Source organism: Mycobacterium sp. 236(2023), from assembly GCF_029623955.1.
Classification (GTDB): domain Bacteria; phylum Actinomycetota; class Actinomycetes; order Mycobacteriales; family Mycobacteriaceae; genus Mycobacterium.
In genome coordinates, this window is record NZ_JARSBP010000018.1 from 14,584 (window position 1) to 29,332 (window position 14,749).

The 14,749-nt window shown below is 65.7% G+C and carries 17 protein-coding genes; 15 read left to right on the forward strand and 2 right to left on the reverse strand.

The genetic code is table 11. The features are described 5' to 3' along the window. Window positions 1–37: 37 nt before the first annotated feature. The 14 genes from prfA (at window position 38) to P9A17_RS33095 (ending at window position 12,545) form a co-directional block, all read left to right on the forward strand. Entirely contained in the window at window positions 38–1,111 is a 1,074-nt protein-coding gene (gene prfA / locus P9A17_RS33030; RefSeq protein WP_278043033.1) for a peptide chain release factor 1, read from the forward strand. 53 nt (window positions 1,112–1,164) lie between these two features. Then, window positions 1,165–1,992, forward strand: coding sequence for a peptide chain release factor N(5)-glutamine methyltransferase (gene prmC, locus P9A17_RS33035; RefSeq protein ID WP_278043049.1), 828 nt, complete (start codon window positions 1,165–1,167; stop codon window positions 1,990–1,992). Between the two features lie 13 nt (window positions 1,993–2,005). Continuing rightward, the gene (locus P9A17_RS33040; protein WP_278043034.1) at window positions 2,006–2,671 is read left to right on the forward strand and encodes an L-threonylcarbamoyladenylate synthase; all 666 of its coding nucleotides are present in this window, start codon (window positions 2,006–2,008) and stop codon (window positions 2,669–2,671) included. Window positions 2,672–2,727: 56 nt separating this feature from the next. Beyond that, complete coding sequence (locus P9A17_RS33045) at window positions 2,728–3,894, forward strand: MraY family glycosyltransferase (protein WP_278043035.1); 1,167 nt, start codon at window positions 2,728–2,730, stop codon at window positions 3,892–3,894. Window positions 3,895–4,158: 264 nt separating this feature from the next. Further along, complete coding sequence (locus P9A17_RS33050; RefSeq protein WP_278043036.1) at window positions 4,159–4,605, forward strand: ATP synthase subunit I; 447 nt, start codon at window positions 4,159–4,161, stop codon at window positions 4,603–4,605. A gap of 10 nt (window positions 4,606–4,615) precedes the next feature. Next, window positions 4,616–5,392, forward strand: coding sequence for a F0F1 ATP synthase subunit A (gene atpB, locus P9A17_RS33055; RefSeq protein WP_278043037.1), 777 nt, complete (start codon window positions 4,616–4,618; stop codon window positions 5,390–5,392). Between the two features lie 90 nt (window positions 5,393–5,482). Then, window positions 5,483–5,728 carry a F0F1 ATP synthase subunit C gene (locus P9A17_RS33060; protein ID WP_024449289.1) on the forward strand — a complete coding sequence of 82 codons (246 nt, stop codon included), beginning with the start codon at window positions 5,483–5,485 and terminating at the stop codon, window positions 5,726–5,728. 9 nt (window positions 5,729–5,737) lie between these two features. Further along, complete coding sequence (locus tag P9A17_RS33065) at window positions 5,738–6,253, forward strand: F0F1 ATP synthase subunit B (protein WP_278043038.1); 516 nt, start codon at window positions 5,738–5,740, stop codon at window positions 6,251–6,253. Further along, window positions 6,254–7,591, forward strand: a complete 1,338-nt coding sequence (locus tag P9A17_RS33070; protein ID WP_278043039.1) for a F0F1 ATP synthase subunit B/delta — start codon at window positions 6,254–6,256, stop codon at window positions 7,589–7,591. It begins immediately after the preceding gene. 52 nt (window positions 7,592–7,643) lie between these two features. Further along, entirely contained in the window at window positions 7,644–9,290 is a 1,647-nt protein-coding gene (atpA, locus tag P9A17_RS33075) for a F0F1 ATP synthase subunit alpha (protein WP_278043040.1), read from the forward strand. A gap of 25 nt (window positions 9,291–9,315) precedes the next feature. Beyond that, entirely contained in the window at window positions 9,316–10,248 is a 933-nt protein-coding gene (locus P9A17_RS33080) for a F0F1 ATP synthase subunit gamma (RefSeq protein ID WP_278043041.1), read from the forward strand. A gap of 23 nt (window positions 10,249–10,271) precedes the next feature. Then, entirely contained in the window at window positions 10,272–11,699 is a 1,428-nt protein-coding gene (gene atpD / locus P9A17_RS33085) for a F0F1 ATP synthase subunit beta (protein ID WP_278043042.1), read from the forward strand. A 27-nt stretch (window positions 11,700–11,726) separates the two neighbouring features. Next, window positions 11,727–12,092 (forward strand): F0F1 ATP synthase subunit epsilon, encoded by a 366-nt coding sequence (locus tag P9A17_RS33090; RefSeq protein WP_278043043.1) that lies wholly within the window; start codon window positions 11,727–11,729, stop codon window positions 12,090–12,092. Window positions 12,093–12,098: 6 nt separating this feature from the next. Beyond that, a complete protein-coding gene (locus tag P9A17_RS33095) occupies window positions 12,099–12,545 on the forward strand; it encodes a DUF2550 domain-containing protein (RefSeq protein WP_278043044.1) in 447 nt (148 codons plus the stop codon). A 3-nt stretch (window positions 12,546–12,548) separates the two neighbouring features. Here P9A17_RS33095 and P9A17_RS33100 read toward each other — a convergent pair whose 3' ends face one another. After that, on the reverse strand, window positions 12,549–13,124 hold the full coding sequence (locus P9A17_RS33100) for a cob(I)yrinic acid a,c-diamide adenosyltransferase (RefSeq protein ID WP_278043045.1): 576 nt from the start codon (window positions 13,122–13,124) through the stop codon (window positions 12,549–12,551). Window positions 13,125–13,206: 82 nt separating this feature from the next. On the opposite strand from P9A17_RS33100, the gene murA reads away from it, so the two are divergent. Then, window positions 13,207–14,460, forward strand: coding sequence for a UDP-N-acetylglucosamine 1-carboxyvinyltransferase (gene murA / locus P9A17_RS33105; protein WP_278043046.1), 1,254 nt, complete (start codon window positions 13,207–13,209; stop codon window positions 14,458–14,460). A 65-nt stretch (window positions 14,461–14,525) separates the two neighbouring features. Here murA and P9A17_RS33110 read toward each other — a convergent pair. After that, on the reverse strand, window positions 14,526–14,749 hold a 224-nt coding region (locus tag P9A17_RS33110; protein ID WP_278043047.1), incomplete at its 5' end, for a hypothetical protein.

Below are 14,749 nucleotides of genomic sequence, written 5' to 3' on the forward strand. Positions count from 1 at the left end.
TTTCGCGCAGTAGGGGCCAGTACACCGAGGAGGCGAGATGAGCGAGAACGCACCGGCGATCGAGGCGATTCTCGCCGAGTACGCCGAACTGGAGCAGCGTCTGGCCGAGCCCGAGCTGCACGCCGATGCGGCTGCCGCCCGCAAAGTGGGCCGCAGATTCGCCCAGGTGTCGCCCATCGTTGCGACCCACCGCAAGCTGGAGGCCGCTCGTGGCGACCTGGAGGCCGCCCGCGAGCTCGCCGCCGACGACGCGTCGTTCGCCGACGAAGTCGACGAGCTCACCACCAAGGTCGCCGACCTCGACAACCACCTCACCGATCTGTTGGCCCCCCGCGATCCGCACGATGCCGACGACATCGTCCTCGAGGTCAAATCCGGTGAAGGTGGCGAGGAGTCGGCGCTGTTCGCTTCCGACCTGGCTCGCATGTACATCCGGTATGCCGAGCGCCATGGTTGGACGGTCACGATGCTGGGCGAGACGTATTCGGATCTCGGCGGCTACAAGGACGCCACCCTGTCGATCCGCAGCAAGGGCGATACCGCCGACGGGGTGTGGGCCCGCCTGAAGTTCGAGGGCGGTGTGCACCGGGTGCAGCGCGTGCCCGTCACCGAATCGCAGGGTCGCGTCCATACCTCCGCTGCGGGCGTGCTCGTCTACCCCGAGCCCGAGGAAGTCGAACAGGTTCAGATCGACGAGTCCGATCTGCGCATCGACGTCTACCGGTCGTCGGGCAAGGGCGGGCAGGGCGTCAATACCACCGACTCCGCGGTGCGCATCACGCACCTGCCGACAGGCATCGTCGTCACCTGTCAGAACGAACGCTCGCAGCTGCAGAACAAGGCCCGGGCGATGCAGGTGCTGGCCGCCCGGCTCCAGCTGCTGGCCGAGGAGCAGGCGTCGGCCGACGCCTCGGCGGACCGCGCGAGCCAGATCCGCACCGTGGACCGCAGCGAGCGCATCCGGACCTACAACTTCCCCGAGAACCGGATCGCCGACCACCGCATCAACTTCAAGTCCCATAACCTCGACCAGGTGCTCGACGGGGAACTCGACCCACTGTTCGACGCGCTCGCCGAGGCCGACAAGCAAGCCCGGCTGCAGAACACGTGAACGTTTGCCAGGGCGAGCGTAGCGACGGGGAAGTAAACAGCCGGCCGGTGACCATGCGTCAGGTGATCGACGACGCCGCTGACGCGCTGGCCGCCGCCGGCGTCGGGTCACCCCGCGTCGATGCCGAGTTGCTCGCGGCCCACACCGCAGGCGCCGACCGCTGGCGACTGGCCTTCGTCGACCCCGACCACGAATTCCTGACCCGGTTCCGAGAGCTCGTCGCGCGCCGGGCCGAGCGCATCCCGCTGCAGCACCTCACCGGCACCGCCGCGTTCGGTCCGGTCAGCGTCCAGGTCGGCCCCGGCGTGTTCGTTCCGCGGCCCGAAACCGAATCACTGCTGGAATGGGCTCTCTCGCAGAGCTTTTCGTCATCTCCCGTGATCGTCGACCTGTGCACCGGGTCCGGTGCGCTCGCCCTGGGCCTCGCCCACGCATTCCCGCAGGCGCGGATCGTGGCCGTCGACGACTCCGCAGAAGCCCTTGCATACGCGCGGCGCAATGCGCAGGGAACGTCCGTCGAACTGCGATGCGCGGACGCCACGGCCGATGGCGTGCTCGCAGATCTCGACGGGACAGTCGACCTCCTTGTCTCCAACCCGCCCTACATTCCGCTCGGCGCGGAACTGGAACCCGAAGTGGCGCAGCATGATCCGGTGCACGCCCTGTTCGGCGGAGCGGACGGGATGGCTGTCATCGACCTCATCGCCGGCGTCGCCGCGCGCCTGTTGCGGCCCCACGGTCTGTGCGCGATCGAGCACGACGACACGACGTCGGACCGCACCGTCGATGCCTTCGAGCGCGTCGGCGGATTCACCCACGTCACCCCCCGACACGACCTCGCAGGCCGGCCACGATTCGTGACCGCGGTGCGAGCCGGATGAGAGGCTGGCGGGCATGAGCGGGGAGATGTTCGACTGCGCCGACCCGGAGCAGCGCCAGACAGGCATCGCATCGGCGATCAGCGCCCTCAAAGGCGGCCGCCTGGTCGTCATGCCCACCGACACCGTCTACGGCATCGGAGCCGACGCGTTCGACGGCGAGGCCGTCGCGGCGCTGCTGTCGGCCAAAGGCCGCGGACGCGACATGCCGGTCCCGGTGCTCGTCGGTTCGTGGCACACCATCCAGGGTCTGGTCTACTCGGTGCCCAACAGCGCCAAGGAACTGATCCGAGCATTCTGGCCGGGTGCGTTGAGCCTCGTCGTCCGGCAGGCGCCGTCGCTTCAGTGGGATCTCGGTGATGCCAACGGCACCGTGATGTTGCGGATGCCGCTGCACCCCGTCGCCATCGAACTTCTGCGCGAGGTGGGCCCGATGGCGGTCTCGAGTGCCAACATCTCGGGCAGGCCCGCAGCGGTCACGGCAGCACAGGCCCGCGAACAACTCGGCGATCTCGTCGAGACCTACCTCGACGGCGGCCCCGCCGAACAGCAGGCCGCATCGACGATCGTCGACCTCACCGGCGCACACCCGCGGGTACTGAGGCAGGGGCCGGTGACGCTCGACGCGATCGCCGCAGTATTGGGTGTGGAGGCGGTGACCCTCACCGCCCAGACCGAGTGATCTGGAGTTCCGTGGGTTCAGCGACGCTTACTGCCACGCAAGCGGGGGAGAGCCTGATGGCGCTCTCCGATCGCGGCGCGGGCGTTCCGTTGCGCGAACTCGCTCTCGTCGGCCTGACCGCGGCGATCGTCACCTACGTCGCGACCGGTTGGGTTCGGGTGCTCGCGACGCGCTGGGGTGCGGTGGCCAAACCGCGGGCGCGCGACGTGCACCTGCAGCCGATCCCGCGCATGGGTGGCCTCGCGATGTACGTCGGGGTCGCGGCCGCTGTGCTGCTCGCCTCGCAGTTGCCCGCCCTGACGCGAGGCTTCGTGTACTCGTCGGGATTGCCTGCCGTCGTCGTCGCCGGCGGCCTCATCATGGTCGTCGGGCTGATCGACGACCGGTGGGGGCTGGATGCGCTGACGAAGTTCGCGGGTCAGATCACCGCCGCCAGCGTGCTCGTGACCATGGGCGTGGCCTGGAGCGTGCTCTACATCCCGATCGGCGGCGTCGGCACCATCGTCCTGGACCAGGTCGCGTCCATCCTTCTGACGTTGGCGTTCACCGTCGCACTCGTCAACGCGATGAACTTCGTCGACGGCCTCGACGGGTTGGCCGCCGGACTCGGCCTCATCACGGCGTTGTCGATCTGCATGTTCTCGGTCGGGCTTCTCCGCGACCACGGCGGGGACGTGTTGTTCTATCCGCCGGCTGTCATCTCCGTCGTGCTCGCGGGCGCCTGCCTGGGATTCCTGCCGCACAACTTCCACAAAGCGCGCATCTTCATGGGCGACTCCGGATCGATGCTGATCGGCCTGATGCTGGCCGCCGCGGCGACCACCGCGGCCGGGCCCATCTCGCAGACCGCCTACGGCGCGCGCGACGTGTTCGCGCTGCTGTCGCCGTTCCTGCTCGTGATCGCCGTCGTGTTCGTGCCCGCCCTCGACATGCTGCTGGCGATCATCCGCCGCACGCGTAAAGGCCTCAGCCCGTTCAGCCCGGACAAGATGCACCTGCACCACCGGCTGCTCGAGATCGGCCATTCGCATCGACGGGTGGTGCTGCTGATCTACCTCTGGGTCGGCATCGTCGCGCTCGGTGCGGCGAGCACCATCTTTTTCGATCCGCGCCACACCGCCGCTGTCATGGCGGGCGCCATCGTGGTGGCGATCGTGGTCACGCTGATACCGCTGTTGAGGCGCAGAAATTCCTCTTCCGACGGGTTATACGACAAAAAGTAGTAGGCCCTCTTTTGTGGCTCTCACCATGTGTTAAGGTTCTTCGCAGAACCCGAAAAGACCTCGCGGGTTGCCGGCCCCCGGGCCGTTCGGAGCGAGAGATTCATGCGCCGGCCGGAACGGAACAACGACCGACATTTTGACCGAAACAGGGAGCTGCCCCTTGGGTGATTCCAGCGCGCTTGCCGCCCTCCGATACGCTACGGGCGCCACGCACAGGATCATCGGGACACGCTCCGTTGACGACCGCGGGATTGAGGTGAAGCAGTGACGACGCCAGCGCAGGACGCGCCGTTGGTGTTCCCTTCCGTCGCTTTCAGGCCGGTGCGCCTGCTGGTCATCTGCGTCGCACTGACGGCCCTGGCTCTTGTGGCGGCCTTCTTCGGAGGCAACATCCTCTACGGTGCCTTCTTCGGAGTGGGGCTGGGCCTCGGACTGGTCAACGCACTCCTGGTGCGCCGCGCGGTCGAGAGCATCACCGCCGAGGACCATCCGCTCAAGAAGAAGATGGCGCTGAACTCGGCGACCCGCCTGCTCGTCATCACAGCGGTCGCACTGGCCGTCGCATTCATCTTCAAGTCCAATGGCGGCATCGCGGTCCTCTTCGGGCTCGCGATCTTCCAGGCATTGCTGGTGATGAGTACCAGCCTCCCGGTGCTGCGCAAGATTCGTAGCGAGGGGCTCAACGTGGCAGACACGGAAGCGAAGGATTGAGCTAACCCCAATGACGCAGATGTTCGAGACTGTCCTCGCCGCTGAGGAAGGGGCTCCGATTCACGTTGGGCACCACACGTTGGTGTTCGAACTGTTCGGCATGACATTCAACGGGGACACCATCCTCGCCACCGCCATCACCGCGGTGATCGTCATCGCCCTCGCCTTCTACCTGAAGTCCAAGGTCACCTCGACCGGTGTGCCGGGCGGTGTCCAGCTGTTCTGGGAGGCGCTGACCATTCAGATGCGCGGGCAGATCGAGCAGGCGATCGGCATGAAGGTCGCCCCGTTCGTCCTGCCGCTGGCCGTCGCGATCTTCGTCTTCATTCTCGTCTCGAACTGGCTGGCCGTGCTGCCGCTGCAATACGGAGGCTCCGACGGGGCCGCAGGCGAGCTCTACAAGCCGCCCGCCTCGGACATCAACTTCGTGCTCGCGCTCGCGCTCTTCGTGTTCCTGGCCTACCACGCGGCAGGTATCTGGCGCCGCGGCATCATCGGCCACCCCATCAAGGTGGTCAAGGGTCACGTCGCGTTCCTCGCGCCGATCAACATCGTCGAAGAGCTCGCCAAGCCGATCTCGTTGGCACTCCGACTTTTCGGCAACATCTTCGCCGGCGGCATCCTCGTCGCGCTGATCGCGATGTTCCCCTGGTACATCCAGTGGGCGCCCAACGCCATCTGGAAGACCTTCGACCTGTTCGTCGGCCTCATCCAGGCCTTCATCTTCTCGCTGCTGACGATCCTGTACTTCAGTCAGTCGATGGAGCTGGACCACGATGAACACTGAGGGCACTGACCTCAAAATGACCATCTGTCGTTAGGACCACACAGAAACCCCTGACAGAGACCCTCTGTCAGATATCAAGGAGGATAGGAAATGGACCCCACAATCGCTGCTGGCGCACTCATCGGCGGTGGTCTGATCATGGCCGGCGGTGCTATCGGCGCCGGTATCGGTGACGGTATCGCCGGTAACGCCCTGATCGCTGGCATCGCTCGTCAGCCGGAGGCCCAGGGTCGACTCTTCACACCGTTCTTCATCACGGTGGGTCTGGTCGAGGCCGCCTACTTCATCAACCTGGCCTTCATGGCACTGTTCGTCTTCGCCACCCCGGTCGGCTAATTCAGCGACATGGGTGAAGTGACATCGACGATCCTCGCCTCCGCCACGCTCGCGGCGGAGGAGGGGGGCGGGACAAGCAACTTCCTGCTCCCCAACGGCACCTTCTTCGCCGTGCTGCTCATCTTCCTGATCGTGCTCGGCGTGATCGCGAAATGGGTGGTGCCACCGATCAGCAAGGTGCTGGCCGAGCGTGAGGCGATGCTGGCCAAGACCGCCGCTGACAACCGCAAGTCAGCCGAACAGGTGGCGGCGGCCCGGGAGGACTACGACAAGACCCTGGCAGAGGCGCGCGGCGAGGCCTCGTCGATTCGCGACGAGGCCCGGGTTGCGGGCCGAGCGGTCGTCGACGAGAAGCGCGCCGTGGCAAGCGGTGAGGTCGCCGAGACCGTCCGCAGCGCCGACGAAAAGCTGTCTGAACAGGGTTCGGCCGCGCAGTCAGAACTTCAGGCGTCGGTGGACGGGCTGTCAGCGACGCTGGCCAGCCGCATCCTGGGCGTCGACGTGAAATCAGGTGGGAACCAGTAGATGTCGACTTTCATCGGACAGCTGATCGGCTTCGCCGTCATTGTCTTCATCATCGTCAAGTGGGTGGTTCCGCCCGTGAAGTCGCTGATGGCCAAGCAGCAGGAAGCGGTGCGCGCCGCGCTGGCCGAGAGTGCAGAAGCCAGTAAGAAGCTGGCCGACGCCGACGCGATGCACTCCAAGGCTGTCGCGGATGCGAAGTCCGACGGACAGAAGGTGACCGACGAGGCTCGGCACGATTCGGAACGGATCGCCGCGCAGCTCGCAGAGCAGGCCGACGCCGAAGCGGAGCGCATTAAATCGCAAGGCGCCCAGCAGGTTCAGCTGATGCGGCAACAACTGATCCGGCAGCTGCGGACAGGTCTCGGCGCCGAGTCGGTGCAGAAGGCCGAAGAGATCGTGCGCAATTACGTCGCCGATCCGGCCGCGCAGGCCTCGACCGTCGACCGTTTCCTGGATGAACTCGACGCGATGGCGCCGTCGCCGGCGGTGCTCGAAGCCGGGGCATCGCTGAACCTGCGCGCCGCAAGCCGCGAGGCACTCGCCGAGGTCGTCAAGAAGTTCGAATCCGTTGCTGAGGGTGCCGACGCCACAGCGTTGACCACCCTTGCCGAAGACCTCGCAGCTGTCGCAAAGGTTCTCATCAAGGAGCCGACGCTCAACAAGCATCTCGCCGAGCCGACCGACGATGCGGCTCCGAAGGTGCGCCTCGTCGAGCGTCTCTTCGACGGCAAGGTCGGCACCGCCGCCCTGGACATTCTCAAGACGGCCGTCGAGCAGCGTTGGTCGGTCGAGGCGAATCTTGTGGACGCGGTCGAACACGTCGCCCGCCTCGCCCTGTTGGTACGCGCCGAGCGCGACGGACAGAGCGAGGAAGTCGAAGACCAGCTGTTCCGCTTCGGTCGGGTGCTCGACACCGAGTCGGAGTTGAGCAGACTGCTCAGCGACACGTCGGTACCCGACGACAAGCGCGTCGGACTGCTGACGAAGGTCCTCGACAGCAGCGGGGGAGCCAATGCCACCGCGACGGCACTGCTGACCCAGACGGTCGAACTGCTCCGCGGTGAATCCGTCGACGCCGCGGTCAACGATCTGGCCGAACTGGCCGTCTCCCGCCGCGGCGAAGCAGTCGCGCAGGTCACCGCAGCCGCCGAACTCACAGACGAGCAACGCACCCGGCTCACCGAGGTGCTCAGCCGGATCTACGGCACCCCGGTGTCGATCCAGCTCGAAGTTGACGCCGACGTGCTCGGCGGCCTCTTGATCACTGTCGGTGACGAGGTCATCGACGGCTCCATCTCATCGCGGTTGTCCGCGGCCCGCGCCGGGCTGCCGGACTGACCCGCCCAGAACTCGAGCAGAAACAAACACGAAGGCAGGAAGACGAAAAGCCATGGCAGAGTTGACAATCTCCGCTTCTGACATCGAAGGGGCGATCGAGGACTACGTCTCCTCCTTCACCGCTGATTCCGACCGCGAAGAGATCGGCACCGTTATCGATGCCGGTGACGGCATCGCCCACGTCGAGGGCCTGCCGTCAGTGATGACCCAGGAACTGCTCGAGTTCCCCGGCGGTGTTCTCGGCGTCGCCCTGAACCTCGACGAGCACAGCGTCGGCGCGGTCATCCTGGGCGACTTCGAGAAGATCGAACAGGGCCAGCAGGTCAAGCGCACCGGCGAGGTGCTCTCGGTGCCGGTCGGTGACGCGTTCCTCGGTCGCGTCATCAACCCGCTCGGTCAGCCGATCGACGGCCAGGGTGACATCGAGTCCACCGAGCGTCGCGCGCTCGAGCTGCAGGCGCCGTCCGTCGTCCAGCGCCAGGGCGTCGGCGAGCCGCTGCAGACCGGTATCAAGGCCATCGACTCGATGACCCCGATCGGGCGCGGCCAGCGCCAGCTGATCATCGGCGACCGCAAGACCGGCAAGACCGCCGTCTGCGTCGACACCATCCTCAACCAGCGTGAGGCGTGGGAGACCGGTGATCCCTCCAAGCAGGTGCGCTGCGTCTACGTCGCGATCGGCCAGAAGGGCACCACGATCGCCTCGGTGAAGCGGGCTCTCGAAGAGGGTGGCGCGATGGAGTACACCACCATCGTCGCGGCTCCGGCCTCCGACGCCGCCGGCTTCAAATGGCTTGCGCCGTACACCGGTTCCGCCATCGGTCAGCACTGGATGTACGACGGCAAGCACGTACTCATCGTGTTCGACGACCTCACCAAGCAGGCCGACGCGTACCGCGCGATCTCGCTGCTGCTGCGTCGCCCGCCGGGCCGCGAGGCGTTCCCCGGAGACGTCTTCTACCTGCATTCGCGTCTGCTCGAGCGTTGCGCGAAGCTGTCCGACGAACTCGGCGGCGGCTCGATGACCGGCCTGCCGATCATCGAGACCAAGGCCAACGACATCTCGGCGTTCATTCCGACCAACGTCATCTCGATCACCGACGGCCAGTGCTTCCTGGAGTCCGACCTGTTCAACCAGGGTGTGCGACCGGCCATCAACGTCGGTGTGTCGGTGTCGCGTGTCGGCGGTGCCGCACAGATCAAGGCCATGAAAGAGGTCGCGGGCTCGCTGCGTCTGGAGCTGTCGCAGTACCGCGAGCTTGAGTCCTTCGCAGCGTTCGCGTCCGATCTGGACGCGGCGTCGAAGGCGCAGCTGGATCGCGGCGCACGGCTGGTCGAGCTGCTCAAGCAGCCGCAGTACACGCCGTACGCGGTCGAGGATCAGGTCGTTGCGATCTACCTCGGCACCGGCGGACACCTTGATTCGGTTCCCATCGAAGACGTTTCGCGCTTCGAGTCCGAGCTGCTGGAGCACGTCAAGGCCAGCCACGACGACATCCTCCAGGGCATCCGCGAGAGCAAGAAGCTCTCCGAGGAGGCCGAGGAGAAGCTCGCGAACGTCATCAACGACTTCAAGAAGGGCTTCTCCGCGACCGACGGCAGCTCCGTAGTCGTCAACGAGGCCGATGCCGAGGCGATGGACGAAGCCGACGTCGAGAAGGAATCCGTCAAGGTCCGCAAGCCGGCCCCGAAGAAGTAAGACCGGAAGGGTCCAGGAGAGCTAGATGGCTGCAACACTGCGGGAGCTACGTGGGCGCATCCGTTCCGCCGGGTCGATCAAGAAGATCACCAAGGCCCAGGAACTGATCGCTACGTCGCGAATCGCCAAGGCGCAGGCCCGAGTCGAGGCGGCTCGGCCCTACAGCACCGAGATCACCAACATGCTCACCGAGCTGGCCAGCGCCAGCGCGCTGGATCACCCGCTGCTCGTGCCGCGGGAGAACCCGCGGCGTGCGGCGGTGCTCGTGGTGTCGTCGGACCGTGGACTGTGCGGTGCCTATAACGCCAACGTCCTGCGGCAGTCGGAGGAACTGTTCGCGTTGTTGCGGGAAGAGGGCAAGGAACCGGTCCTGTACACCGTCGGCCGGAAGGCGTTGGGCTACTTCAGCTTCCGCCAGCGCGAGGTCGTCGAGTCATGGTCCGGATTCTCGGAGCGGCCCACCTACGAGAACGCCCGCGAGATCGCGGACACGCTCGTGACGGCGTTCATGTCGGGCGCAGACGACGAGGGCGACGACGCGGGTGCCGACGGCATCCTCGGAGTCGACGAGTTGCACATTGTCTTCACGGAGTTCAAGTCGATGCTGTCGCAGTCGGCGGCCGCCCGCCGGATCGCGCCGATGGTCGTCGAATACGTCGGTGACGACGAGCCCGCCGACGGTGCACCCCAGACGCTCTTCTCGTTCGAGCCGGATCCCGAGACGCTTTTCGACGCGCTTCTGCCGCGTTACGTCGCGACCCGCGTGTACGCAGCGCTGCTGGAGGCTGCGGCGTCGGAGTCGGCATCTCGTCGCCGCGCCATGAAGTCGGCGACGGACAACGCCGACGATCTGATCAAGGCACTGACTCTGGCGGCCAACCGCGAACGTCAGGCGCAGATCACCCAGGAAATCAGCGAAATCGTCGGCGGCGCCAACGCGCTGGCCGACGCGAAATAGGCCCAGTAGGAAGCGAAGAGAAAATGACTGCTACCGCAGAGAAGACCGCAGGGCGGGTCGTCCGCATCACGGGCCCCGTCGTCGACGTCGAGTTCCCGCGTGGCTCAGTGCCCGAACTGTTCAACGCACTGCACGCCGACATCTCCTACAAGGAGCTGTCGAAGACGCTGACGCTGGAGGTCGCGCAGCACCTCGGCGAGAGCCTGGTGCGCACCATCTCGATGCAGCCGACCGACGGTCTGGTGCGTGGTGTCGAGGTAACTGACACCGGCCGCTCGATCTCGGTGCCCGTCGGTGACGGCGTCAAGGGTCACGTGTTCAACGCCCTCGGTGACTGCCTCGACGAGCCTGGCTACGGCAAGGACTTCGAGCACTGGTCCATCCACCGCAAGCCGCCGGCGTTCGCGGACCTGGAGCCCCGCACCGAGATGCTGGAGACCGGCCTGAAGGTCGTCGACCTGCTTACCCCGTACGTCCGCGGCGGCAAGATCGCCCTGTTCGGTGGTGCCGGTGTCGGCAAGACGGTGCTCATCCAGGAGATGATCAACCGCATCGCCCGCAACTTCGGTGGTACCTCGGTGTTCGCCGGCGTCGGCGAGCGCACCCGCGAGGGCAACGACCTCTGGGTCGAGCTCGAGGACGCCAACGTGCTCAAGGACACCGCGTTGGTGTTCGGTCAGATGGACGAGCCGCCGGGCACGCGTATGCGCGTCGCGCTGTCCGCGCTGACGATGGCGGAGTTCTTCCGCGACGAGCAGGGCCAGGACGTTCTGCTGTTCATCGACAACATCTTCCGGTTCACGCAGGCCGGTTCCGAGGTCTCGACCCTGCTCGGTCGTATGCCGTCCGCGGTGGGTTACCAGCCCACCCTGGCCGACGAGATGGGTGAGCTCCAGGAGCGCATCACCTCGACCCGCGGTAAGTCCATCACCTCGATGCAGGCCGTGTACGTGCCCGCCGACGACTACACCGACCCGGCGCCGGCAACGACGTTCGCGCACCTGGACGCCACCACGGAGCTTTCGCGTGCGGTGTTCTCGAAGGGCATCTTCCCGGCGGTGGATCCGCTGGCGTCGTCGTCGACGATCCTCGACCCCGCGGTCGTGGGTGACGAGCACTACCGCGTCGCGCAGGAAGTCATCCGAATCCTGCAGCGCTACAAGGATCTCCAGGACATCATCGCGATCCTCGGTATCGACGAGCTCGCCGAAGAGGACAAGCAGCTCGTCAACCGTGCCCGCCGCATCGAGCGGTTCCTGAGCCAGAACATGATGGCGGCCGAGCAGTTCACCGGCCAGCCGGGTTCGACGGTGCCGCTGAAGGAGACCATCGAGGCCTTCGACAAGCTCACCAAGGGCGATTTCGATCACCTGCCCGAGCAGGCGTTCTTCCTCATCGGCGGTCTCGACGACCTGGCGAAGAAGGCAGAAACCCTCGGCGCCAAGCTGTGACCGGCGTAGCGCGAAAGGTGGTGTGACATGGCGGACTTGCACGTCGAGATCGTCGCCGTGGAGCGCGAGCTGTGGTCGGGTGACGCGACGTTCGTGTTCACCAGGACCACCGCCGGCGAGATCGGCATTCTGCCGCGGCACATTCCGCTGGTTGCGCAGCTCGTCGACGACGCCATGGTGCGTGTCGAGCGAGAAGGCGAAGACGATCTCCGGATCGCGGTCGACGGCGGATTCCTGTCGGTAACTGAAGAAGCCGTCCGGCTCCTCGTGGAGAACGCCGAGTTCGAGTCAGAGATCAACGCGGACTCCGCCAAGCAGGATTCCGAGTCCGACGACGAGCGGACCGCGGCGTGGGGTCGGGCGCGGCTGCGCGCCCTCGGCCAACTGGACTGACCGCCGATGAGCGCGTCCATGCTGTTCATGGTCGCGCTCGTCGGTGTGCTCCTCCTCGTCGTCGTCGCACTGACCTACCGGCTGTGGAAGCTGCGGCAGGTCGGCGGGACGGCGGCGATTCTGCGTGACGTCCCCGCTGTCGGCGGCCATGGCTGGCGCCACGGGGTGATGCGCTACCGCGGTGGGGAAGCTGGTTTCTACCGGTTGTCCAGCATGCGGTGGTGGCCGGATCGGACACTGACCCGGCGCGGCCTCGAGGTGGTGTCCAGGCGTGCACCCCGCGGCGACGAGTTCGACATCATGACCGACGAGATCGTGGTGCTCGAGCTCCGGGACACCGAGCCGGAGCGCGGCCGCGGGTACGAAATCGCCTTGGACCGGGGAGCGTTGACCGCGTTCACGTCGTGGCTTGAATCGCGACCGTCTCCCCGTGCCCGGCGTCGCTCGGGCTGAGCCTTACTGACGCTTCCCGCCGGGCTGCCACAGGACGTCGCCCTGGGGATTGGCTACCCGCGACAAAATGAACAGCAGGTCGGACAGCCGGTTCAGGTACTTCGCCGGAAGCACGCTGACCGAATCCCCGTGAGTGTCGACCGCCTGCCATGCAGCGCGCTCCGCGCGCCGGGCCACCGTGCGGGCGACGTGCAGCAGCGCAGACAGCGGAGTCCCGCCGGGGAGGATGAACGAATTCAGCGCGGGCAGTGACTCGTTGAACTCGTCGCACCAGCCTTCGAGCCGGTCGATATAGCTCTGCTGGATGCGAAGCGGCGGATATTCCGGGTTCTCGGCGACGGGCGTGGACAGATCCGCGCCGGCGTCGAACAGGTCGTTCTGGATCTGTCGCAACACCGGCAGGATTCGCTCGTCAGGGTTCCCCAGCGCCACCGCGACGCCGATTGCGGCGTTGGCTTCATCACAGTCTGCGTATGCCGCGAGGCGCGCGTCGCTCTTCGAAACCCTGCTGAAATCGCTGAGTCCCGTCGTGCCATCGTCGCCGGTCCGCGTATAGATTCGGGTCAGGTGCACAGCCATGGTGAAAACGGTACCGGGATGTGTCTTCGGTCCGCGGCTCGGCAGCCTGACACGGCCCAGCGGGCTGTTTACACTAACCGGCGTGAGCGACCGATTCGTGGTGACCGGGGGTGGGCGGTTATCGGGTGAAGTTGCTGTCGGAGGCGCCAAGAACAGCGTGTTGAAGCTGATGGCGGCCGCGCTGCTCGCCGAGGGCACCAGCACGATCACCAACTGTCCGGACATCCTCGACGTTCCGCTGATGGCGGAAGTCCTGCGGGGTCTCGGTGCGACGGTGGAGCTCGAAGGTGACATCGTGCGCATCACCTCACCGGATGAACCCAAGTACGACGCGGACTTCGCCGCGGTGCGGCAGTTCCGCGCTTCGGTATGTGTTCTCGGACCGCTGGTGGGCCGGTGCAAGAAAGCGAAAGTCGCCCTGCCCGGTGGTGATGCCATCGGGTCCCGGCCCCTCGACATGCATCAGGCTGGCCTTCGCCAACTTGGTGCCCGCTGCAATATCGAGCACGGCTGTGTCGTCGCCGAGGCTGATCACCTGCGCGGAGCCGAGATCCAACTGGAGTTTCCGTCCGTCGGCGCGACGGAGAACATCCTGATGGCGGCGGTCCTGGCCGAAGGTGTCACGACGATCCACAACGCGGCCCGCGAACCGGACGTCGTCGATCTCTGCATCATGCTCAACCAGATGGGTGCGCAGATCACCGGCGCGGGTTCGTCGACGATGACGATCACCGGCGTCGATCGTCTGTATCCGACGGAGCATCGGGTCATTGGTGACCGGATCGTCGCGGCGACGTGGGGGATAGCCGCCGCGATGACGCGCGGCGACATCGAGGTCACCGGTGTGGACCCCGCGCATCTTCAACTCGTGCTGCACAAGTTGCACGACGCCGGCGCAACGGTCACGCAGAGTGCCGATGGATTCCGCGTCGTTCAGTACGAACGACCGAAAGCGGTGAATGTCGCGACGCTCCCGTTCCCCGGGTTCCCGACGGACCTCCAACCGATGGCCATCGGGCTGGCCGCCATCGCCGATGGCACGTCGATGATCACGGAGAACGTCTTCGAAGCTCGCTTCCGGTTCGTCGAGGAGATGATCAGGCTCGGCGCCGACGCGAGAACTGATGGCCATCACGCGGTGGTCCGCGGCATTCAGCAATTGTCGAGTGCGCCGGTGTGGTCGTCCGACATCCGGGCAGGAGCCGGGCTGGTTCTGGCCGGACTCGTTGCCGATGGCGACACTGAGGTGCACGACGTCTTTCACATCGACCGCGGGTATCCGAAGTTCGTGGAAAATCTTGTCGCTCTGGGTGCGGAGATCGAGCGGGTCCAGTAGCGTCGATAGGCCGAATCACCCTTCTGTGCTGGGGATTTGGGCCACGCACAGACAACGCGTAGTATTCATTTCAGCAAGCAACGCCCCGGGATCCGAAAGGAATCGGAGGCCAAAGCTTGACTCCCATCCAGAGCTAGTATAGGCTGGTTGGGTTGCCTTAAATCAGGCTCTGTTGTTTGAGAACTCAATAGTGTGTTTGGTGGTTTTTGTTTGTTGTTTTTTGTCGTGTCCGCATTTTCCCGTTTGGGGGCGCGACGTGTTTTTTTGGATGCCAGTTTTGGTGTCTTTT